Genomic DNA, 21913 nt, shown 5'->3' with positions numbered 1-21913 from the left:
TTAATGAAATCAGGTGGTGTAGCGGTTGTACGGGAGATGTTGCGCGTGCGGTTCTTCCCGGTATTCGTTGAGGTTGTTGGCCAGGTTGTCGGCCGACATGCCGGACTGTTGCTGAGAGCCTGCTTGTTGCTGCTGGCCGGACTGGCCGCCTTGACCGGATTGCATGTTCATGCCGGATTGGCCGCCTTGACCGGATTGCATGTTCATGCCGGATTGACCGCCTTGACCGGATTGCATGTTCATGCCGGACTGACCGCCTTGACCGGATTGCATGTTCATGCCGGACTGACCGCCTTGACCGGATTGCATGTTCATGCCGGATTGGCCGCCTTGGTTTTGTTGTTGACCTTGACCGCCGCCTTGCGGGTTGAGCGACATGGAGCGGGAGCCGCTCGGCGAGGCGTAGAACGTCTGTTGCGGCGTTTGACCGCTGGAGTTGCCGAGGGAGCCGGTCTGCGGGGAGGTGCCCATCGAGCCCGGCGTTCCGAGAGAAGCAGTGACTTGGTTGGGTTGGTTCATTTGGGCGCTGCCCTGTTGTTGCTGGCTGGAAGCACCGCCCTGACCACCGCCTTGTGCCGTGCTGCTGCTGAGGCCGGTCTGGAGCGGCACGTGGTTGCCGTATGCGTCCCGTTGCATCATGCCTTGAGAGCTTTGCGAACTTTGGGCGCCTTGTTGGTGGCTGGACATGCTGTTTTGGCTTTGGCCTTGGCCGCCGTTTTGCATCGTGGACGAAGACTGCGAGCCGGAGCGCAGTTGGCTGCCTTGGGTGCTCACACCCATCGAGCCGCTCGCGTCGGTGAAGTACTCGGTCGTCGTTGCGCCGCCCGTGCCGGTCGCGGACTGAGCGGTCGAGGACGTGGTGCGGGTTGCTTGTTGTTGGCCTTGGCTGCCCTGTTGCTGGCCGCTGCGAGCGCCGTTTTGTGCGCCGTAGCCGCCGCCCTGGTTCTGCGGCTGGTACAGATGCGTGGTGTCGCGGTTGATCGGGCCTTCCGGGGGCTGCTGTTGGTTCTGTTGCTGGCCGCCCATGCCTTGGTTCATGTTGTTCATGCGCTGACCCATACCTTGACCTTGATTCATGCCTTGCTGTCCTTGGCCTTGCAGCATCGCACCAGCCATACCGAACGTTTGGCCTTGGCCCATGCCACTCATGCCTTGACCCATGCCACTCATGCCTTGATTCATGCCTTGATTCATGCCTTGATTCATGCCTTGATTCATGCCTTGATTCATGCCTTGACCCATGCCTTGACCCATGCCTTGACCCATGCCCTGCTGCCCTTGCAGCATCGCACCGGCCATGCCGAACGTTTGGCCTTGGCCCATGTTGCCCATGCCTTGACCCATATTCATCATCGAGCCTTGCCCTTGACCTTGCGTGCCGAGTTGTTGCGAGATCGAGCGCAGGTGGTTGTTCATCTCCTGACAGACCCGCGAGATCTGTTGCAGCATGTGGCCTTCCGCTTGCTCGTTGCCTGCGATCTGGTAGTACTGACGGTTGCCTTGCTGACCTGCCGATTGCAGCTGTTGGAAATTCTGCATGCTCTGCTGGGCCAACTGCCCGGCGATCTGCGACAGTTCGCGCACTTCCTGTTGCATCGATTGAATCTGACCCGCCATCCGTTGGATGCTGTGTTGCATGTTGATCTCCTCCTATGTGAGCGTCCCAAATCCTTCTACCTCATGTAGCCTGACCCGATCCCCGGAAACATTATGCATCCCTCATAAAAAACGCCAGAAAAGGTTATCGTAGAGAAGAAATCTCACATGCAACATCAGGAGGAATCGACCGATATGAACCAAAACAAACAGTTGCATCATTTGGAAGCGGAACTGGCCGTGATGCAGGTAGAACTGCGTCAGGTGCGTCAAATGATCGGCTCACTGATCCGCACCGAACACGAGACCCGCCGCCTGTACGAACAAGCGACCGCCGGAAAAGGACCGTTCCCGATCCCGCAGTTTATCCAACAGGAAAATGAAGCGCTGCGTCAATATGAGCAGATGAGAAGCGTATCCGACCGCATGTACCAAAACATGGACCAGTTCGCGCAAAACGTGCCGGGCTACGGTAACACCGGCAACACGGTGAACTACCGCAACGACATGAACCCGATGAATCAAGACCCGATGCAGACCCGTTTCTAAAAAGAAAGCACACAGAATCACGGCAGAGGGCTTGACCTCCAATCAGGGGTAGGCTATATTCAAATTTAGACTTTTGAACCATGTACTGGAGGTCCTTGAACGATGTCCACCAAACCGTCGAAAACGCTCGATCCGGTGCCGAACCCGCATCCGGAACGCGATTACGAAGTCGAGATCCGCTGCCCGGAATTCACCGCGCTCTGCCCGGTGACCGGTCAGCCTGACTTTGCCGAGATCACCGTCCGCTACGTGCCGGGCCCGAAATTGGTCGAGTTGAAATCCCTCAAGCTCTATCTCTGGGCGTTCCGCGAAGAAGGTCACTTCCATGAAGACGTGACCAACATCATCCTGAACGACCTCGTCGCAGCGCTCGAACCGCGCTGGATGGAAGTTGAAGGCGACTTCAACGTCCGCGGCGGCATCTACACCAAGGTGCGCGCGGAGCACAACCCGCAGTTCAAAAAGACTCGCGGCTAATTGTAAATTGTCGTTTGACCGAGAGCCGGGAACACTTCCCGGCTCTCGATTCATTTCGGGCAACTCAGAGTGTTGCCAAGAGTTGAACTTTCGTTAATAAGTTGACCACAATACCCTTTTTTACTAGAATCCAAGTATAAGAGATGGATGTAGGAGAGGGAGAGAGACAGATGAAACGTACATGGATCGCAACCGCAGCGGCAATCGCTGTCACCGGCACCGTATTGACCGGGTGCGGCGACGCCGGCTCCGGTGAGCAAGCACAAGAACTGAAATTGTACTTTGGCGACGACGTCCCGACGCTCGACGTGTCGCAGGCGACCGACAGCTATTCCTTTGACACCTTGTCGAACACGATGGAAGGCCTCGTGCGCCTCGACAAAGACGGTCAAGCCATCCCCGGCATGGCGACCAAGTGGGACATTTCCGAAGACGGCAAAGTCTACACCTTCGAACTGCGCGACGCAAAATGGTCGAACGGCGACGCTGTGACGGCGAAAGACTTCGAATACTCCTGGAAGCGCACGCTCGACCCGGCGACCGCTTCGCAATACGCGTTCATGCTGAACTGGGTCAAGGGCGCGACCAATTACAACATGGGCAAAGCCACCGCTGACGAAGTCGGCGTGAAGGCGCTCGACGACAAGAAACTGCAAGTCACGCTGGAAAACCCGACCCCGTTCTTCCTGAACCAGATGGCGTTCCCGACCTTCTTCCCGCTGAACCAAAAGTTCGTCGAGGAAAAAGGCAAGAAATTCGGCAGCTCCCCGGACAACGTGCTGGCAAACGGACCGTTCGCCGTGACCACGTGGCAGACCGGCGAGGCGATCACCATCGAAAAGAACGCTTCGTACTGGGACGCAGCGACTGTGAAGATGAACAAGATCGTCTTCCAAGTCGTCAAGGACTCCAACACGATGGTCAACATGTATGAGTCGGGCGAACTGGACCGCACCAGCCTCATCAAGGAGCACTACGACCGCTACAAAGACAACGCGGAAGAGTTCTCCGTTCAGCCGGAGTTGACCAACGGCTACCTGATCTTCAACCCGACCGTCAAAGGCCTCGACAACGCGAAGATCCGCACGGCGCTGACCTACGCGGTCGACCGCGACATGTACGCCGATATCGTCTACCACAACGGCACCGTCGGCGCGACCGGCTTTGTCCCGACCGGTACCGGCGATTCGGCAGGTCACGACTTCCGCAAAGCGGCGGGCGAGCTGATCAAGACCAACTATGACGCGTCCGAAGCGAAGAAAGCGCTGGAAGAAGGCCTGAAGGAAACCGGCATGACCGTCGACCAACTCCGCTTTGAACTGCTCGTCGACGACACGGACATCGCGAAAAAAGCGGCCGAGTTCTTGCAGGAACAATGGCGCTCGAAGCTCGGCGTCACCGTGGAAGTCCAATCGGTGCCGTTCAAGCTCCGCCTCGACAAAGAGAACAAGAAAGATTATCAGATCGGCATCTCGCTGTGGGGCGCCGACTACAACGACGCAATGACCTTCCTCGACCTGTTCGTCTCCACCGCCGAGTTTAACAAAGTCGGCTACAACAACCCGGCGTACGACAAGCTCGTTGCAGAAGCGAAGGCGTCTGTGGACAAAAACCAACGCGCTCAACTGATGATGGACGCGGAAAAACTGATGCTCCAAGACATGCCGGTCGGCCCGCTGTTCTTCCGCGGCAAAGGCTTTGCGACCAAACCGTATGTCAAAGGGCTGATCACCTTCCCGTTTGGCGTCACCCACGAGCTGAAATACACCTATATCGAAGGCAAGTAATCGGCAAGACAAGCATTGTACTTGTTCAATTCATTGAAAGAGTCGGAGTCATATCCCGACTCTTTTTTTGTTGCGCATCCTGTCGATCGAGTGAGAAAAAATGAGAATAGTGGATCTGTTTGATTTAGAATCGAGAAAATGGTGTAATTCATCTTTTCACAATAATCAGAAAACTCTATTATAATGAGCCCACAAGAACTTCGCTGCAACGGCGAAGCGGGAAGGAGGGCAGCACCAAAGGGACGATCCGAGATTCGCAGAGAGAGGAGCGAGACGAAGAAAAGATGTCAATTCTGCTACCGGTAAAATTCTTGAGAGAGAGGACGTGACAGAGCAGAGGGGCACACGAGCAGGTCTTCGGGTATCGGATCATCTGGATTGGTGAAACCCAATTGAAAAGGTGGCGACAAAAATAAAGGGACCCATTCTCGACGAAACGAGGGGGTCCCTTTTTGATGCGCTTTTTTTGTAGCGTTTTAGATCAATTTCAGATAGGCGAGCAGTCGGTAGAGCATTTCACCGGCCTCTTCGCGCGTGGCGTCTGCCTGCGGGGTGTAGCCTGCCCACATGAAGTCTTGGAAGTCGGACGCGACCAGGATGCCGGTCTGGATCGCCAGCGCCATATCGTCGCGAGCCCACGTGGAGATCTCGTCCCGTTTTGGCACGGGGCCGAGGACGCGCACGGTGTCGACGTAGGGCCGCTCCGTGACGTACTGGAGCCCGCGGGCGAGCAAGGTGACCATCTGTTCGCGGGAGATGTTGTCGTGCGGCCCGAAGGCGTACGAGGAGTAGCCGTTGATCAGGCCGAGCGACGCGCCGATGTTCACCGTGTCGGTGTACCACGTGGCAGCCGGGATGTCGCCAAATCGCGACGTGCCTTGTTTGTCGGCGAGGCCCAAGGCGCGGATCATCAGCGTGGCGAACTCGGCGCGGGTGATCTTGCCCTTCAGATCGAACATCGTCTCCGAACGGCCCCGAATCACGTAGCGGGAGGCGAGCAGTTCCAGTTCGCGGTAGCTCCGGTTCGGCGTGTTGATATCATCAAAGGTGCGGAACGCGTTGATCGGCGCGTAGATGCCGTTGCCAGGGCGGGAGATCACCAGTTTGCCGCGTCCGGAGTAGTCTTGGTACAGAGCGGACGGCGTGGTCATCAGCTCGCCGTTCACCGGATGGCGGAACAGGGCGCTGTAGGAGCCGCCGTGGTTCGCTTTGCTGCCGGCGAGGTCGATGGAGTACCGCACGTAATTTCGACCGTAGTCGCGGATCGGGATCGACTGCCCGTTGTAGTGCGCCGTCACGGCAAACTCGGTCGGGGAGGCGACACGCGTCGCTTTCAGCGTGTTCAACTGCGAGTTGATGCTGTATGAGATCGCGTCATTTGCGGCGAGACGGCGGATCGAGAAGGTCAGGTCGGAGTTGGCGCCTTCCTTGACACCGGTCAAGATCGACGGCTCGAGCGCTGCCAGCGGCAGGTCGTAGGAGCCCGCCTCCGCCGCGACAAGCAGATGCGCGTCTTCACCGTAGGAGGTCAACATCTGCCGGATGACGCCGCCCGGCACGGTGACCACCGCGTCGAGGTCGCGGGTCGGGACAGAGATCGTCAGGTAGTTGGTGGAGCTGTCAGATGAGTAGGCGCTGCGCACCGCGTTTTGTGCCGTGTAGAGGTTGACGTCGACGTTGCTGCGACCTTGCGCGGAGGAGATCGTCAGCCCGTTGTCTTTGTCATAGAGCACAGCCTGCGACTGACCTGCGTTCAATTCGCCTGTGAAGCGATACGGCGACAGGGCGACCGGCAGGAACGTGTCGAAGGTGCGGGAGTTGGTGAACGAGAACGTGGAGGCGCGCTCCTCGCCCTCGATCCGTACTTTGACCGAGTACGTGCCGGTCGGCGCGTCGTTCGCCATCGTCCATTCAAAGCGGTACCGGCCTGCCGTGTCGGTCTTCAACTGGTCGGCGTGGATGATCCGGTTCTGGCTGTCGGCGACGGTGAGGAACGCCGGGACTCCGCCCAGCGCCTCCCCGTCCGATGAGTAACCGCCCTCGGCGACGATGGTATTGGTGTCGGCCGTGACGCTGAGCGTAGTCTGTGCATAGGCGCTCGGGACTTGCGAGATCCCGGGCACGCTGCCGAGGAGGAGTCCCGCGGTCAATGCGCCGGTGAGCAGAACATGCGTAGTTCGGTTCATGCGAGAAACCTCCTTTACAGGTTGAGATCTTTGGTGATGATCAGCGATTCGGACAGCGGAGTCTGCGTATAGCCGTCGAGCAGGAACACTTCCACCGAGATGTGGGACGCGCCGCCGTTCGCATACGGCGTATTGGCGCCGCCAAAGTCCAGCTTGATCTTTGCCGTTTCGTCGCTGCCGAGCGAGCGGGTAAACTCTTTCGTTTCCACGTGATGACCGTTTTTGCGGATCACGACGTACAATTTCGTGTTGCGCGTGTAGTCGTCGTGGTTTTTCACTGTCAGCTCCGATTTGTACAGGCCGTTGCGGCTGCTCGGAGGAGTCAGGGTGATCGACGCTTCGAGCGGGAAGACGGTGAACGCCAGCGGCGCCGTCTTGGCTGTGCCGGTGATCACGCGCAGTTTGTGCGTACCGGGCGACAGGTCTTTCGGCATCATGAAGGTGACGCGGGTGCTGTCGTAAGAGCTCGGCGCAATCAGCGTGCCGCTGTCGATCTGCACGCGGGAATCGCGGGTGAAGCCGCTGCCGTACAGGGTGACGGAGAACGAGTCATAGCCGGATGTGGCCGTCAGTTCCTTCGGCGTGGCGATGGACGGCAAGCTCGTCGCCGTCGACACTTCAAATGAAGTGGTGATCTCGCCGTCCTCGCGGGTGGCGACGACAAGGCGATACACACCCGGCTGCAGCCCCGAGGAGAGCGTGACGCTCATCCGGTCGGACGAGTGGACCGACGGCGACCCGAGCACGGAGGTGACCTCTGCGCCCTTGTTGTCGTAGAGACGAACGGCCGTCGTGTTCCCGGAGGAGAAGCGGGTGTTTTTGCCGATCAAGGTCAAGGTCTGCGAACTCGCGTACTGGATCTTCGCAGGTGTGACGTCGACCGAACTGTGACGCGGTGAGAAAGTCGTGTAGGTCGAGAACGTGTAGCCCGGCGACCCGTAGAGGCCGTTTTCCACAGCGGTGATCCGCACGCGGTAGGACTTGCTGTTCTCAAGGCCCGGCAGGACAGCCAGTCCCACGCCTGCGTTGACGATAATCGGTTCGCTCCAAGTCTGGGAGCCGTACTCTTGGTACTCGACCCAGACGTCGCTCGGCGAGGAGTTTACCGGGTCGCGCCACGAGACGGTCAGGCGGTGGTTGCCCGGCGTGACGGTGCCGTTGGTCACATCCGGCAACGCGACCGGCAGGACGGAAAAGTCGCCGCCGAGATGAAGCCCGTTCGACTCGGTCCAGGAGGAGCCGATCGTCTTGATCTCCACGCGGTAGGGCTGGTTGGTTTTCAGGTTGTAGAACGTGACTTCGTTGGTGCCTTTCGAGACTTCTTTCGTTTCAACGGTCTTGCCGCCTTCATACAGATAGATCTTGGCCTTGCGGTAGCCCGGATCGAGCGGGTCGTGGAAGCGGACGGTCAATTGACCGCGCGCCGGCACGACCAGCGGATAGCGCACTTCTTGCCGCTCTTCGCTGTCATCGCTGAACGCGGTGATCGGGTAGCCGGCGCCGTTGTTGTTCATCAGCACGCCGGGAGAGGTGTTGCCATAGACATCCTTGGTCTTGATCCGGACGGTATAGGTGCCCGGATAGAGCTGCGAGATCGTCTTGCCGCCGTTGGTGCGGGGCACCGGGTACTTGATCGTCTCGTTGCCGTTGCTCAGGTTGACGACCTCGATCTCGACCGATTCAAAGTCGGTGTCGGACGGTTCATCATAGGTGATGACCAGCGTGTTGTTCTCCACCGTCACCCATGCGTTTTTTACTTCGCCCGGCGGATAGGTGTCGCCGCCGGTCAGGTTGTATCCATTGCCATAGTTGTCATAGATCGCGCCGCGCGACTCGGTGCCTTTGCTCTCGTCGAGGACGACGAGCTTGAAGAAATACTGGAGGCTCGCGGAGAGATACGGGATCTCGAACAACTGATCGTTGATCGGCACTTTGCCCGCGTAGCGGTAGTTCGGCTGCGAGGACTTTTCGGCGAGGTAGATCTCGACGTGCGTGCCGGTGCTGCTCGCCGCGTTCCACGTCAAGCGCATCTTGCCGTCGACCGGCTGGATGCGCACGTCGCGGACCTCGGCCGGGACGCCGCGCTCCGGGCCGGAGATATACCAGCCGTCGCCCTCGTTGGTCAGCGTCTCGACGATCTGCTCGATGCCGTAGCGGTCGAAGTAGCGCAGTTGCAGATCATACGTGCCCGCTTCGACGTTGCGCAGGGAAGCGGAGGACGCGGTCTTGTTGGACAGCGTCGCCGCCTTCCATCCGGTCTGATCGCCGGACGACCCGGTGTGCAGGGCATAGTAGACTTTAAACGCGTTAAAATCGACGGTGACCGATTCGTCCTCGTCTTCCCACTTGAACAGCAGGCCGTCCTCCACCTCTTGGCGGACGGTGAGGAAGTCGGTCAGGTAGTCGAGGTCTTCTTTGTCCGGATGGAAAAATTCCGTCCGGGAGTCGTTTTCGTTGCCGTATTGGTCGACGGAGGTGACGCGTACTTGGTAATCGATGTTGGTGTGCAGGCCGGTCAGCGTCTGACTTTGGACGCCTTTGTTGACGCGGCCGATCAGCTTCCAATCGGTGCGGTAGCTGTTGCTCGTCTCGTCAAAGATCGGGTTGGCCGACGCGAGGTAGACATTGACATGATGGAAGTCTTTGTCCTCCGGGTCTTCCCAGGAGACGTTGGCGGTCGTATCGGACGCGTCGACGTCAAGGCCGGTCACGCCGCCGGGCGCTTCGGTGTCAAACGTGTAGCCGTAGCCGTTTTTCGTGTCGATCTGGTAAGAGTAGTTGCCGTAGATGTCCGTTTTGGTGAAGCGCAGGTCATAGCGCTTCGCCGTGTTCATCGCTTGCAGATAGGCGTTTTGCGCCCCTTTGCCGACGGTGTAACTGCCCGACCAGTCGGTGGTGCCGTGCACCGCGTACTGCACGGTGATGTGCTTGAGGTCATCATCCGGCGGATCGACCCATGTCAGGTCAAAGCCGTTGTTGATCGCGACGGCCGACAGATCGGTGATGTCGCGGGGCGGCGTTTTGTCCACCGCTTTGTAGCCTTGGCCGCCGTTGGTGAACTCCACGCCCGGTGATTCGACGATCTGCCCGTTCGCTTCGGTGCGGCGGGCCGACACTTTGAAGCGGTAGGCTTGGCCGTGGGTCAAATTGTTCAGCGTATATTTTTGTGCGCCCAGCCCAACGCGGATTTCGTTGGTCACTGGGTAATATTGCTGGTCGATACGTGCATACTTAATAACAATTTCGCGCATTCCTTGCGCGTTCGGATCGCTCCAAGTCAGCCGGATGTCCCGGTTGACACCGGGCGTGACGGTGACGCCGACCGGGTCGTATCCGGAGGCGACGGTGACGGTGGCCAATTCGGTCGTGTAGCTCATCACCATCAGCGTGTATTTGCCTTCTGAGAGCCCTGGCTGCAAGGTAAAGCGCAGCCGTTTGCTGTCGAGGACGGAGACGCCTTCGATCACAGACATCGTGCGGCCGCTCGCATCGAAGAGCGATACCTTGGTATCCGCCCGGAAGGTAAAGCTGTCACTGCCGGTGACGGTGACGGTCGTGCCTGCATAGCCGACGGAAAAGGCGCTGTGGGACAGCGTCATCCCGTACGTTTCCGCGAGAACGGCAGATGGGAACAGGGCGACGAGCAGTGTGAGAATGGTCAGCAAGGCGACTGCGCTACGATAGCGGATGCGAGTCCCTTGACGGTGCTGATCCAACGATGAGTCCCTCCTTTGAGTTTGCAATTGGGTCTTATTGATACTTCAAATTCGCGGTCATCCCTTCGAATCCTGTCAATTCATAGTATTTTTGGTCGGGCGTTTACAATTTGGGCGAAAGGGGGAGTTCTGTGTGCGACGCGTGTTGTTCGTGCCGTGGAGTGTGATGTTGCGAGCCAGGACGGCGCCTCTGGACGGAAGGCAGGGGGCGCTGGCCCGGCAAGTGCCGCGCTACTTGAGCCTCCGCCTCGACGAGCGTTTGGATGTGGAAGCCCAGTTTGCCCCGTATTGCTCCTCGGAGGACGAGGAGGCGGTGTTTCTTGTGCCGGGCGACAAACAGTCCGGTGAGGAACTGCGTGAGATCGGGATGCGGTACGACGTCGATCTCGTGATCAGCGGTCAGTCGGAGTTTGGAGACCCGGCGCATGTCTCGTTGCAGTTCGTCGAGGTGGCCAGCGGTGTGGAGCGGGAGCGGTTGGTGATCGGCTCGCTGGCCGACGGACGGCTGTATCTGGAGACACTGCTCGGCGCGGTGATGGAGGAAGTGGTGCCCCATGCGGCGGCGCACACGGCCGCTGTCTCCTGCGAGGAACTGTCGACCGAATGGGCAGCGCTCGCCCCGTTTTTCTGCGCCATCGACCGCTTGATGGCGATGGAGATCGGCGCGGTGGAGGAAGATCCCCGTGCGCCGTTCGAACTGTTCTTTGAGGCGTTGGAGCACGACCCGAACTGGTCGGACGGCGCGGATCAACTGATCGGTGCGGCTCTCGATTACGGGCTGGAGGGGCAGGGGCCGATGGAGGTCGGCATCGAGTCGCTGGAGCGGATGCTGCTGATCTTGCCCCAGCAGCACAAAGCGTGGGGCGCGCTCGGCTATCTCTATTTCCAAGAAGAGCAGCCGGTGAAGGCGATCACGTGTCTGGAAAATTGCGCCCGGCTCGCTCCCGCTGAATTTGCCTCGCACCATCGCCTCGGCGCGGCCTATCGCCAGGTCGGCCGTCACAAGGAAGCGATCGCCGTCCTGCAGAGCGGCCTGTTGATCGACCCGGACAACATCCCGATGCTGATCGAATTGGGCGCGGCGCTCGGCGAGTCGGATCGGGCGGCGGAGGCGGTGCCGTATTTTCAGCGGGCGGTCGATCTGTCGCCGATCTCCGGCGCTTTTTACGGCAACCTCGCCGTCGCGCTGAAACGGTGCGGGCGGGTCGCGGAGGCGGAGGAAGTGTTTCGAGCCGGGATGGGCGCCGTCGACCCGCACTGGAACGTCTACGCCAACTACGCGATTCAATTGGAGGAAACCGGACGGAACATCGAGTGGGCCAGCGTGTTGTTTCAAGGCGTGCAGGCGCTCGTCGATCAGCCTGACGAGCGGGAAGACCTCGCCGAGCGGTTGGTCGACGGCGTGCGCGTCTGGATCGCCGAAGGACTGCCGGAGGACGTCGCGCGAAAAGGCATGAACTGGGCGATCGGCCTGCTGGAGAGCCTCGTCGAACTGTTGCCCGACTGCCGGAGCAGCCGGGTGGTGCTCGCCGAGTTTTACCGCAGCGAACAACGGCCGGAGCGAGCGTTGGAATGCCTGCACTCGGTGGAAGCGGAAGACCCGGACAACGTCTGGCTGAAGATCCACATCGGCTCCGTCCTCGCCGGGGAAGAGCGGTACGAGGAAGCCACCGACCGGTTTCGGCAAGCCCTCGCGCTCGATGACGGCAATCAGATCGCCGTGTTCAATCTGATGCTGCTGGCTGCGATGCAAAATCGCTACCGAGAGGCGCTCGGCTATCTCGACCGCTACCGGGAGTTGGTGCCGACCGACCCGGACATCGGCCGTCTCGAAGCGTTGGTCGAAGGGGCGGGCAACGGGGAAGTGGAATAAAAAAGAACCTGTCCCGATGGGGCAGGTTCTTTTCGTTTTGACAGAGAGTGCGATCAGGACATCTCAAACAGCCGGTTGCGCGGGAGCTTGATCTCAAACGTCGTGCCGACGCCCGTTTCCGTAGTGACGGTGATCGTGCCGTTGTGTTCGTCGATGATCCGTTTGCAGACATAGAGACCAAGGCCGGTGCCGGTCTTTTTGGTTGTGTAAAACGGCGAGAAGATGCGGCCCAGATGCGAGGCGTCGATGCCGGGCCCGGTGTCTTTGACCGTGATCGAGATGTGCTCGTCCGTGCTGTCGAGCGCCAGCGTCAACGTGCCGCCTCCCTGCTCGATCATCGCTTCCATCGCGTTGCGGGCGAGGTTGATCAGCACTTGTTTGATCCGGTTCGGATTGGCGATCAACAGCGGGTTGTCGCAGGCCATCAGGAGCGCCATCTGGATGCCTTTCAGGTTGGCCTCGCTCTGGAGCAACGTGTAGGTGTTGTGCAGGAGCGTGCCGATCCAGACATCTTCCAACGAGTCGCTGCCCATCCGGGAGAAATTGAGATACTCGGTGATAATCGAGTTGATCCGCTTGAGATCCTCCTCCATCACGTGCAGATACATCGAGTGCGTGGAGGCGGGATCGACTTCGCGGCTCATCAATTGCAGAAAGCCCTGCACAGATGTCATCGGGTTGCGCACTTCATGCGCGATCGACGCGGCCATCTGGGAGACGGTCTCCAACTGGTCATTACGGCGCATGCTCTCCATCAGCTCGTGCTCGGTGGTGCGGTCCTGATAGTGGAGCAGACAGCCGATGTTGTTGCCAAACTCATCGCGGATCGGTGTCGCGGTGGTCTGGATGTGCCGGTACCGACCCTCCGGCTCCGGCAGGATGATCGTCGCCGTCTCATTTTCACCGCTTTCCAGCGCGAGAGTGGTCAGCCGCTGAGACAGCGTGTCTGTGCCTTCCGCCGGCTCGTGGACCAGTTTGTCGATCGTCTCGCCGAGCACCTCGTGCAGTTCATAGTCAAACATCCGACAGAACGCATCGTTGGCGAACGTGATCGTGTAGCCAAAGTCGATGACGACGAGGCCGTGATTCATGGAGTTGAGCAGATAGGAGCACTGCTGCTGCAACAGTTTGAGCTGCTCGGCGGGGGAGATGTCCTGCACGAACAGCAAGTAGCCGTCGCTGCGCTCCGCCTCCGTGGTGAGCAGCGGGTAGGCTGCCAGCCGCGCGTTGTGAAGCGACCCGTCTGCGCGGATCAGATAGAGCAGGTGCTCCGCCGTCTGCGTCTGACTGAGCAGGGTGAGCAGATCGGCCGAAGCTCCGGTCTCGTCGGCAAACAGCCTGTTTGCATCGCGGCGAATCAGATGCTCGCCCTCGTCCAGATCATAGCCGTACAGCCGGATCAGCGGCGGATTGGCATAGGAGACCGAGCCGTCATGGCGGACCATCAGCACGCCAAACGGCGCCTGTTGAAAAAATTGTTCCATCATCCGCCGCTGCAGATCGAGCGAATCGAGCAGATGACGGAGCGAAGGCGTACTCGTCGCAACCGCCGCTTCTCCGAACGGGGCCGCGAATTGGGCGTACGTTTCGAGGTATTGACGTTTGATCTGATGGAGAAGCACCGCATAGAGTGTCAGAGCAGACAGCATGCACAGACCGGCCGCAAGGGACAGATGGGTCTGCGACAGGCTGGCGAAGAAGCAGGAAATGATTCCGAAAACGAACGCGAGAACTAAGCAGATTTCAGCGAATCGCCGTACGGGCTGCACCACAATACCGCCCTCCCCGTTGGTTGCAATCAAAAAGGACGCGACGAAATGCCGCGTCCTCCTCTGTCGATGGGAATCATCGTTTGGAGAGCAGGAGACTGATCTGTTTGCGATCGGTCTGCAAAGCTTCCATGTCCCGTTTCATCTGTTCGATCCGCGTATGAAGTCCTTGCGCGCGGCTGGACAGATGAAAATCGAGATCTTCGAGTTCTTCCCGTGTCATTTGGCTGAGGTCCCGTCTAATGAAAGTTCCGCTGGTCGGTTGCATGGTATCGTCCTCCTTCTCAATCCTTATAGAATTCGAGAAAGAGTCGCAAAGACCGACAGTCGGCCGGGAGAAACGCATAGAAAGATATAGAGTTAATAACTGCCAGAGTTGTCAGTATTCCCTTCTAATTCGCGCAAATTCCCGATAATTCCTTTCTTTTCATACTGTTTCTCAAAAATTTGTTGTCCGCAGACGGTGTCGACATGACGTTTGTCACGAAGGACGAGGGTCGAAATATGACGGCGGTCATGACCAAATGAGTGACGGGCTTCACTATGGGGCAGAATCGATTTCCCGTATTCTAAACGTAGCCAAACAAATTGCATCCGGAGTGAAACAAAAGACCCCGCGATGCGTCTAATCCTTTGTATACAAATCCTGACGACGAAACCTTTTTTGACATATATAGACTATCGGAGGCGATTGAGATGATGATTCAAGCGAATGGGTTGCAGTTCCAAACAGGTTTTAACGGTGTGCTGGGCCCGCGCGGCGTCGGCAAGACGCGCCTGCTCAAACACCTGGTTGGGCAATCGCAAGGCGAGGACAGCAAAGCCTGTTATGTATCGCGTGAATTGGAAGCGTTTCATCGCCTCACCGTCAAAGAGTATCTGTGTGTGATGGCCGGCCGCAAAAGCATCGCCGACCGCCGCGTGGCGGAGCAGATCGAGTTGGCGCTGCATCACGTGCACATGACCCGCCTGTCCGACCGCTATGTCGGCGAGCTGTCCGGCCTCGCGAAAAGCCAGACGCTGATCGCCCGCGCTCTGCTCGACGACGCGCACCTGCTCTTGCTCGACCAAGTGCTCTGCGGGCTGAGCGAACAAGAGCGGATGAACATCGGCTACACGCTCTCCGAGATCTCCAAAGACCGCGTGATCGTGCTCGCCGGCGATGTTTGTGAAGCGGTCGAAGGCCTGTACGACACCGTCTCGCTGCTGCATCCGGAAAAAGACGCAGTGCAAGTCTCGGCCAACACCGCCTATTCCTGGGTGGAGGGCAAGGTGTGGGAGTACGTCGCCTCCGAACTGCCGCAGACGGAAGGACGTCTGATCACCGCGTACAAAACATGCACCGACGGCGGCGTCTACATCCGTGAAGTCGCGGACGATGTCCCGCAAGAAGAAGTCAGCCAAGTCACCCCGACCCTTGCAGACGCATACGTCTGGTGGGCAGCGGGTCAATAAAATACGTAACGAAAAAAGGCTCTCGCATCTGCGGGAGCCTTTTGCACTATTTTATATAAAGGAAGGAATCGAGTAGGAGGGGCGGGACAAAAAAGACTCCCCAGAGAGGGAGTCTCATACTTCTGTAAATTACAGACGGGTAACGTTAGCCGCTTGCGGGCCACGTGCGCCATCAACGATGTCGAATTCTACACGCTGGCCTTCTTCAAGGGACTTGAAGCCGTCAGCTTGGATCGCGGAGAAGTGAACGAATACGTCGTTGCCGCCTTCACGCTCGATGAAACCGTAACCTTTTTCTGCGTTGAACCATTTTACCGTACCTTGCATGTTGTGCGTACCTCCTAATGCCCAATCCTGTAGATGGGGCTGATACCTCATGATACCAAATTGGTAGAAAATAAGCAAATTATTTTTTTGCTGGTGTTATGGTGGGAAAAACGGTATAATAGGGACTATCTTTTGTGTTGATAAAAGGAGCGTTGCAAGTTGTCGATTCAAGTTGGTTCTGTTGTTGAGGGTAAAGTCACTGGTATCAAACCGTTTGGCGCATTTGTAGAAGTGGCGGAGGGCAAGACCGGCCTCGTGCACATCTCCCAAGTTTCCCATACCTTTGTGAACGATATCAACGATGTTCTGAAAGTCGGCGATACGGTTCAAGTTAAGGTTCTGAACGTCGAAGAGAGCGGCAAGATCTCTCTCTCCATCAAAGAAACCCAACCGAAGCCGGAAGGGTCCGAGCAGCGCGGCAACCGTCGCGGTGGCGGCGAGCGCGGTGGCAATGCTGGCGGCGGTCAACGTCGTGGCGGCGGCCGCAAGCAATCTTCCGAACTGACCTCCTACTCCAGCAACAATGGTGAGCCGTTCAACACGATGGCGGATCAACTCACCGAGTGGGCGAAGAAGTCGGGCATGGCATAAGCTTCGATTTCTATGGAAAAGCATCCTGGCGACAGGGTGCTTTTTCGCGTTTCTAGGACTATAGACCTTGGGTGTTCGACAAAAAACGATCTTTTGTCTCACGCGTAAACCGGGATTTACAGATTATGATAGAGGATGAATAGCCCAAATCCCGATAGATTAGAGGAGGACGGAGCGAGATGATATCCTACGCGTTGGCAGTTGGCTGTGCGTTGGCATTGATCGGTCTGTACTGCGAGGCGGCGCAACATTTCAATTGGTCGCGCCGGCAAAAAGGGTGGGGGGGCATCATTCTCTTGATCGGTGCGATGGGGGTCGTGCCTGTCATCGCCGAACGCGTCAACGAGATCGCACTCGCGGCCGCCTGTTCGTGCATCGTGCTCGCGCTCGGCATGCGCGGCAACCACACCGTGGTCGTCCAACGAGCCGAGACCCAACCGGTTTCACACATCGAAATCATTGATACACCATCCGCAGAACCCGCGGAAGAGATTCCACATACCACCCCGCCCACAGCGGAGGTCGCAACAAAAGAAACCCACGATGAAATCGTCCTTGAAGAGGAAGTCGCGGTCGCAGTAGCAGAAACGCAAGATGAAATCGTCATGGAAGAAGTCGTAGTCGCAGAAGCAGATACCCACGATGAAATCGTCCTTGAAGAGGAAGTCGAGATCGAAGAAGCAGAAACCTGCGATGAAATCGTCCTTGAAGAAGAAGTCGAGATCGAAGAAGCAGAAACCTGCGATGAAATCGTCCTTGAAGAAGAAGTCGTGATCGCGGAAGCAGAGACCTGCGATGAAATCGTCCTTGAAGAGGAAGTCGTGGTCGCGGAAGCAGAGACCTGCGATGAAATCGTCCTTGAAGAGGAAGTCGTGGTCGCAGTAGCAGAAACCTGCGATGAAATCGTCCTTGAAGAAGAAGTCGTGGTCGCAGTAGCAGAAACCCACGATGAAATCGTCCTTGAAGAGGAAATCGTGGTCGCAGAGGAAGAAACTTCCGATGAAATCGCAGTTCTTTCAAAGGAAATCGACGAGGTGTTCGTCGAAGAAGAGAATGTGATCCTAGAAGAGATCGCCGAACGGGCAAGCGAGGACACGGGGAGCGGGGAAGCAGTTCCTCTTGACGAGGACGTCTCGATCCCGCCGATTCCGGAACCGGAGCTGACCGGGGCGGAGTTGGCAGCGTGGCTGAACGAGCAGATCGCAGCCGGCTATGAAGCGAAAGCGGGTCAGTCGTTCGCTCAGGCCGCCCGCCACTTCGAAGCGGCCGCCTTGCGTTCCGACGACGACGAACTGGTCGCCATGCTCCGTGAAGAGCTGGCCGACTGCTGCCGTGAACTCGAACTGCGCGGTGAATCTCACCACCTCCGATACGCTTCCTGATCACACCGACTTTCCAACGCGACAAAGGGCAGGCCCTGCCTGCAAGGAGGCATTTTTTCATGAAAAGCAGTACCGATATTCAAGGATTGCCAATCTTCTCCCTGATCGACGGCGCAGAGATCGGCCGCATCAAACAACTGGCCATCCGCCCGGAAGCCGGCCGCATCGACCTGTTCGTCGTCGAAAACGAACTCGACTCGATCGGCGTGCAAGTGCTCCCGTACGCCTCCGCCATCGGCGTCGGCGATTTTGCTGTCACCATCGAATCGGCCGACTCGATCCGCGATCTCCACGAGGTGGACGGCGCTCGTGACCTGATTCTCAAAAATTACAAAGTGATCGGCACCCGCGTCCTGTCCCGCAAAGGTCAGCTCCTCGGTGCCGTCAACGAATACTACGTCGACCCGGACACCGGTGACATCACCGCCTGCTCCTTCTCGGTGAACGAAAACGCCGACGTGATCCGCGTCTTCCACCGCTCCAACATCATGACGTTCGGTCGCGATGTCATCGTCATCAAGGAAGAAGCGCTCATCCGCGACTCCCTCGACGAAGACACCGTCCCTGCGAACGACACGGTGATCCCGCTCCCGAATGCCGCCCACACCGAAGCGGCCGCTACAACGGAACCGACCGACGCACCGCAGCAGCACTACCTGAGCGGCAAAGTGCTCAGCGCCGACCTCACGGACGACGCGGGACAAGTCCTTGCAGCCCAAGGCACCGTCCTCGACGATGAACTGATCGAGCGCATCAAAGCAGCGGGCCCGACCCTGTTCATGAAATTGAACCGCCTCGCGGTCGAGCAAAACTAATCCAAACACGAACGATACAACCCTGAGAGCCTGCCTCTCGGGGTTTTTTCATGCTTTCAGCGAAAATTTTTCGTAAAATTTTCGTCTTTTCAAACAAAAATCAGTACCTTTTTAGTATAGTGGAGTTGCAGATGTAATAAAAATTTTCGTTCTGGGGGGAATCTTTACAATGTTTCGTGCAATGATCCAAAAGATCGGTCAAGTCGTGCTTGCGCTCTCGCTCGTCTTCGGCGCCACCGCGATCACCGGCACCGGCGTTCACACGGCGGAAGCGGCAAACCCTGTCAGATGGCAACCGGGTCAACTCCACATCGGCTCGATCTCCGTCGGTCAAGGTGATGCGACCCTGATCGTCTCGCCGGAAGGGAAGTCGATGCTGATCGACGTCAACCAATCCAGCGCATCGAAGATCGCCAGCTACATCCAAACGGTCCTCGGCCATAAAAACCTCGACTACATCGTCCTCACCCATTACCACGCCGACCACATGGGCGACTACGTCAACCTCTTGAAAAACTACGGCGTCACCGTCAAATCGGCTACCTATGACCGCGGCGGCGACCGATACGCGTACAACTCCACCCTCTACCAAACCTATTATGACTACGTCACAAACACCGCCAACAACGCAAAGCGCGTGCAAATGCGTGAAGGCTACTACGTCAACATGGGCTCCGTCACCGTCAAATGCGTCTCCGTCGGCGACCCGTCCACGAACCAAGCGTCCGGCATCCTCACCAAAGACGAAAACGACCGTTCCATCGCGCTGACCGTCCGCTACGGCAACCTCGACTACTTCGTCGCAGGCGACCTCTCCGGCCAAACCACGTCCCAATACACCGACATCGAAACGGCCGTCGCACCGAAAGTCGGCTCCATCGAAGTCTACCGCGTCAACCACCACGGTGCGTCTTACTCGTCCAACCAATACTTCGTCGACACCTTGAAGCCGAAACAGTCGATCATCTCCGTCGGCTACAACACGTACGGCCATCCGGTGTCCACCGTCGTCTCCCGTCTGCAGGCATACGGCCGCGTCTACCAGACCGAGACCGCATCCGGGGCAGTCAAGGACGGCAACGTCATCCTGCTGTCCACCAACGGCACCAACTACACCATCAACGGTACGTCGTTCGTTACGAAATAACGAACGATACCCCGGCTGCACGACGCGCCGGGGTTCCCTTTGCCAGACCGTTTGATCACTGCAACGATTGGAAGCCGAGGGTATCGGACGCCAGGTTGTTTTCCATGAAGAACTCCTCCATGTCAAACTCCTCGCCGTTCGCCTCAAAATACAGCCCGTCTTCATCGACACGGGCGACGATGCCGGTGCCGACGTTGTTGATCGTCACCTCGGCCGGGATGATGTCCGGCTTGTTCTCATAGCGGTCCCAGATCTGCTGGCAGAACTCGTCCACCGAAGCGCTGACATTGCCGCGTTCGTTGTCCATCGAATCAAGCACCTCCTTGGGAGCTGTCTTCTGACGCAGATAGTATGACCGTTTCTGCACAGGCGGATTCAAACAGGGAAATGTAAGTTTCGCACGATTCGGGATAAAGAACTATAAAACACTATTCCGAATTTTTAAAGGATTTTGGTGCTCGGTTTCGAAGTAGTACTCGTACGCTCTCATCTATCTTTTATAAAAACAGGAGGTTACCACCACATGTTTCGTTCTCTGATCCGCAAGGCCGGCTTTCTCGCGCTGGCAGCGGCGATCACCTTCGGGATGTCCGCAGGTTACGCGCCGTCTGGTGAACAAACCGTATCGGCGGCCAATCCGGTCGCTTGGCAACCGGGCCAATTGCACATCGGCTCCATCGATGTCGGCCAAGGCGATGCGACCTTGATCGTCTCACCGGAAGGCAAATCGCTGCTCGTCGACGTCAACCAGTCCAGCGCAGCCAAGATCGCCGATTACATTCAGACGGTGCTCGGCCACAAAAACCTCGACTACATCCTCGTCACGCACTATCACGCCGATCACATGGGCGACTATGTCAATCTCTTGAAAAACTACGGCGTCACCGTCAAGACGGCTACCTACGACCGTGGCGGCGACCGCTACGAGTACAACTCGACGCTCTACCAAACGTACTACGACTACGTGACCAACGCGGCGAACAACGCCAAGCGCACCCGCATCTATGAGAACGACCTGATCAACATGGGCGCGTCGATGAGCGTCAAAGTCGTCTCCATCGGCGACCTCGACAGCGACACCGCATCGGGCGTCACTGTCATCAATGAAAACGACAATTCCATCGCCTTGAAAGTCAAATACGGCGAACTCGACTACTTTGTGGCGGGCGACCTTTCCGGCGCCAACTACTGGAACAGCGCAGGCGGCTACGGCTATGCGGACATCGAGACCTCCGTCGCGCCGAAAGTCGGTTCCATCGAAGTCTACCGCGTCGACCATCACGGCTCTTCGCACTCGTCCAACCAATTCTTCGTCGACACGCTCAAACCGTCCGTCTCGATCATTTCGCTGGGCCAAAACTCCTACGGGCACCCGGCTCCTGAAGTCGTTTCTCGCCTGACCCCGTACGGCAAGGTCTACCAGACCGAAAACAGCGACGGCACCATCAAAGACGGCGACGTCATCCTCACCTCCACCGACGGCGTCCACTATACCGTCAACGGCACCACCTACACCACCAAAGAGAGCGGCGGCGGCTCGACTCCTGGCGGCGGTGATACGGGCGGCGGCACTCCGGGCACCGTCGCGAACATCCTGATCAACGAGATCCTGCCGGCCCCGAGCAAAAAGTACACCAAAGAATTCGTCGAACTCTACAACCCCGGCACCACCGCCGTCGACCTCTCCGGCTGGAAGATCGACGACATTCAAAACGGCGGCAGCGCCGCGTACACCATCCCGGCCGGCACCACCATCGCAGCGGGCGGCTACTACGTCTACCAACCGTCCTCCGTGTTTAACAACGCGGGCGACGACGTCGTGCTGCTCTCGCCGACCGGCACCGTCGTGGACCAAAAAACGTACGGCTCCACCGGCTACGACGTCTCCTGGTACCGCGTGAAAGCGACCGGCCAATGGTCGTCCACCACCACCAGCAACGTCACGATGGGCACCGTCAACCCGTAATCGTGCAAAAATACCCTCGACCGCCTGTGGTCGAGGGCATTTTTTTTGTAAAGGTACACAAACCCGGCACGTGTGAGGGTCTCGTGTCGTATACTTTCTTTGGAGATCACGCCCACAAAACAGCAGGAAGCGTTGTCTTTGCAAGATGGACGTTTATGCACCAAAAAGAGACAAAACGCATATTTATTCGTCTAGATTAGACAAAATCCGACTTTATGCATGTCTGAAAGAAATTAGCAGAGACCTCGCCCAAAAACTTTGCTAAAACCTATTGAAG

At 57.9% G+C, this 21913-nt stretch carries 16 protein-coding genes and 1 pseudogene; 10 read left to right on the top strand and 7 right to left on the bottom strand.

Features of this window, described 5'->3' with window-relative positions; translation table 11 throughout:
* Positions 1-9: 9 nt before the first annotated feature.
* Positions 10-1638, bottom strand: a complete 1629-nt coding sequence (locus tag OS242_RS08255) for a hypothetical protein (protein WP_267151203.1) — start codon at positions 1636-1638, stop codon at positions 10-12.
* A 153-nt stretch (positions 1639-1791) separates the two neighbouring features.
* Between OS242_RS08255 and OS242_RS08250 the strand changes: the two genes are divergently transcribed.
* The 3 genes and pseudogenes from OS242_RS08250 (at position 1792) to OS242_RS08240 (ending at position 4409) form a co-directional block, all read left to right on the top strand.
* On the top strand, positions 1792-2145 hold the full coding sequence (locus OS242_RS08250; protein ID WP_267151202.1) for a hypothetical protein: 354 nt from the start codon (positions 1792-1794) through the stop codon (positions 2143-2145).
* Between the two features lie 102 nt (positions 2146-2247).
* Positions 2248-2586, top strand: a pseudogene (queF, locus tag OS242_RS08245) (preQ(1) synthase); the annotation flags it as partial.
* A 206-nt stretch (positions 2587-2792) separates the two neighbouring features.
* Complete coding sequence (locus OS242_RS08240) at positions 2793-4409, top strand: peptide ABC transporter substrate-binding protein (protein WP_267151201.1); 1617 nt, start codon at positions 2793-2795, stop codon at positions 4407-4409.
* Between the two features lie 476 nt (positions 4410-4885).
* Here OS242_RS08240 and OS242_RS08235 read toward each other — a convergent pair whose 3' ends face one another.
* Together OS242_RS08235 and OS242_RS08230 are read right to left on the bottom strand one after the other, a co-directional pair.
* On the bottom strand, positions 4886-6595 hold the full coding sequence (locus OS242_RS08235; protein WP_267151200.1) for an S-layer homology domain-containing protein: 1710 nt from the start codon (positions 6593-6595) through the stop codon (positions 4886-4888).
* A 14-nt stretch (positions 6596-6609) separates the two neighbouring features.
* The gene (locus OS242_RS08230) at positions 6610-10311 is read right to left on the bottom strand and encodes a fibronectin type III domain-containing protein (RefSeq protein WP_267151199.1); all 3702 of its coding nucleotides are present in this window, start codon (positions 10309-10311) and stop codon (positions 6610-6612) included.
* Between the two features lie 133 nt (positions 10312-10444).
* Between OS242_RS08230 and OS242_RS08225 the strand changes: the two genes are divergently transcribed.
* Positions 10445-12184, top strand: coding sequence for a tetratricopeptide repeat protein (locus tag OS242_RS08225; protein ID WP_267151198.1), 1740 nt, complete (start codon positions 10445-10447; stop codon positions 12182-12184).
* A gap of 53 nt (positions 12185-12237) precedes the next feature.
* Here OS242_RS08225 and OS242_RS08220 read toward each other — a convergent pair whose 3' ends face one another.
* Together OS242_RS08220 and OS242_RS08215 are read right to left on the bottom strand one after the other, a co-directional pair.
* Positions 12238-13956, bottom strand: a complete 1719-nt coding sequence (locus OS242_RS08220; RefSeq protein WP_267151197.1) for a PAS domain-containing sensor histidine kinase — start codon at positions 13954-13956, stop codon at positions 12238-12240.
* Positions 13957-14029: 73 nt separating this feature from the next.
* The gene (locus OS242_RS08215; protein ID WP_267151196.1) at positions 14030-14221 is read right to left on the bottom strand and encodes a hypothetical protein; all 192 of its coding nucleotides are present in this window, start codon (positions 14219-14221) and stop codon (positions 14030-14032) included.
* Between the two features lie 428 nt (positions 14222-14649).
* Between OS242_RS08215 and OS242_RS08210 the strand changes: the two genes are divergently transcribed.
* Complete coding sequence (locus OS242_RS08210; protein WP_267151195.1) at positions 14650-15408, top strand: ATP-binding cassette domain-containing protein; 759 nt, start codon at positions 14650-14652, stop codon at positions 15406-15408.
* A 129-nt stretch (positions 15409-15537) separates the two neighbouring features.
* On the opposite strand, the gene OS242_RS08205 is transcribed toward OS242_RS08210, so the two are convergent.
* Positions 15538-15735, bottom strand: a complete 198-nt coding sequence (locus OS242_RS08205) for a cold shock domain-containing protein (RefSeq protein WP_267151194.1) — start codon at positions 15733-15735, stop codon at positions 15538-15540.
* Between the two features lie 159 nt (positions 15736-15894).
* On the opposite strand from OS242_RS08205, the gene OS242_RS08200 reads away from it, so the two are divergent.
* The 4 genes from OS242_RS08200 to OS242_RS08185 all read left to right on the top strand — a co-directional run bounded on the left by OS242_RS08200 (position 15895) and on the right by OS242_RS08185 (position 19670).
* Entirely contained in the window at positions 15895-16326 is a 432-nt protein-coding gene (locus OS242_RS08200; RefSeq protein ID WP_267151193.1) for a S1 RNA-binding domain-containing protein, read from the top strand.
* Positions 16327-16505: 179 nt separating this feature from the next.
* Positions 16506-17708, top strand: a complete 1203-nt coding sequence (locus tag OS242_RS08195) for a hypothetical protein (RefSeq protein WP_267151192.1) — start codon at positions 16506-16508, stop codon at positions 17706-17708.
* Between the two features lie 59 nt (positions 17709-17767).
* Positions 17768-18523 carry a PRC-barrel domain-containing protein gene (locus OS242_RS08190; RefSeq protein WP_267151191.1) on the top strand — a complete coding sequence of 252 codons (756 nt, stop codon included), beginning with the start codon at positions 17768-17770 and terminating at the stop codon, positions 18521-18523.
* Positions 18524-18692: 169 nt separating this feature from the next.
* Positions 18693-19670 (top strand): ComEC/Rec2 family competence protein, encoded by a 978-nt coding sequence (locus tag OS242_RS08185; protein WP_267151190.1) that lies wholly within the window; start codon positions 18693-18695, stop codon positions 19668-19670.
* A gap of 55 nt (positions 19671-19725) precedes the next feature.
* Here the strand turns inward: OS242_RS08185 and OS242_RS08180 are convergent, their stop codons facing one another.
* On the bottom strand, positions 19726-19977 hold the full coding sequence (locus OS242_RS08180) for a hypothetical protein (protein ID WP_267151189.1): 252 nt from the start codon (positions 19975-19977) through the stop codon (positions 19726-19728).
* Between the two features lie 216 nt (positions 19978-20193).
* Here OS242_RS08180 and OS242_RS08175 point away from each other — a divergent pair, with 216 nt between their 5' ends.
* A complete protein-coding gene (locus tag OS242_RS08175) occupies positions 20194-21636 on the top strand; it encodes a lamin tail domain-containing protein (RefSeq protein ID WP_267151188.1) in 1443 nt (480 codons plus the stop codon).
* Positions 21637-21913: the final 277 nt, after the last annotated feature.

This window comes from Tumebacillus lacus (genome assembly GCF_026410385.1).
GTDB classification, from domain to species: Bacteria; Bacillota; Bacilli; order Tumebacillales; family Tumebacillaceae; genus Tumebacillus; species Tumebacillus lacus.
The sequence above is the reverse complement of the archived record's forward strand: the minus strand, read 5'-3'. Positions and strand labels throughout refer to the sequence as shown.

Excerpts from the sequence above, each read along its gene's own strand:
- OS242_RS08250 (WP_267151202.1), top strand. The coding sequence starts at position 1,792 with ATGAACCAAAACAAACAGTTGCATCATTTGGAAGCGGAACTGGCCGTG.
- OS242_RS08235 (WP_267151200.1), bottom strand. The coding sequence starts at position 6,595 with ATGAACCGAACTACGCATGTTCTGCTCACCGGCGCATTGACCGCGGGA.
- OS242_RS08210 (WP_267151195.1), top strand. The coding sequence starts at position 14,650 with ATGATGATTCAAGCGAATGGGTTGCAGTTCCAAACAGGTTTTAACGGT.
- OS242_RS08205 (WP_267151194.1), bottom strand. The coding sequence starts at position 15,735 with ATGCAAGGTACGGTAAAATGGTTCAACGCAGAAAAAGGTTACGGTTTC.
- OS242_RS08175 (WP_267151188.1), top strand. The coding sequence starts at position 20,194 with ATGTTTCGTTCTCTGATCCGCAAGGCCGGCTTTCTCGCGCTGGCAGCG.
- OS242_RS08190 (WP_267151191.1), top strand. The coding sequence starts at position 17,768 with ATGAAAAGCAGTACCGATATTCAAGGATTGCCAATCTTCTCCCTGATC.
- OS242_RS08215 (WP_267151196.1), bottom strand. The coding sequence starts at position 14,221 with ATGCAACCGACCAGCGGAACTTTCATTAGACGGGACCTCAGCCAAATG.
- OS242_RS08185 (WP_267151190.1), top strand. The coding sequence starts at position 18,693 with ATGTTTCGTGCAATGATCCAAAAGATCGGTCAAGTCGTGCTTGCGCTC.
- OS242_RS08240 (WP_267151201.1), top strand. The coding sequence starts at position 2,793 with ATGAAACGTACATGGATCGCAACCGCAGCGGCAATCGCTGTCACCGGC.
- OS242_RS08255 (WP_267151203.1), bottom strand. The coding sequence starts at position 1,638 with ATGCAACACAGCATCCAACGGATGGCGGGTCAGATTCAATCGATGCAA.
- OS242_RS08195 (WP_267151192.1), top strand. The coding sequence starts at position 16,506 with ATGATATCCTACGCGTTGGCAGTTGGCTGTGCGTTGGCATTGATCGGT.
- OS242_RS08180 (WP_267151189.1), bottom strand. The coding sequence starts at position 19,977 with ATGGACAACGAACGCGGCAATGTCAGCGCTTCGGTGGACGAGTTCTGC.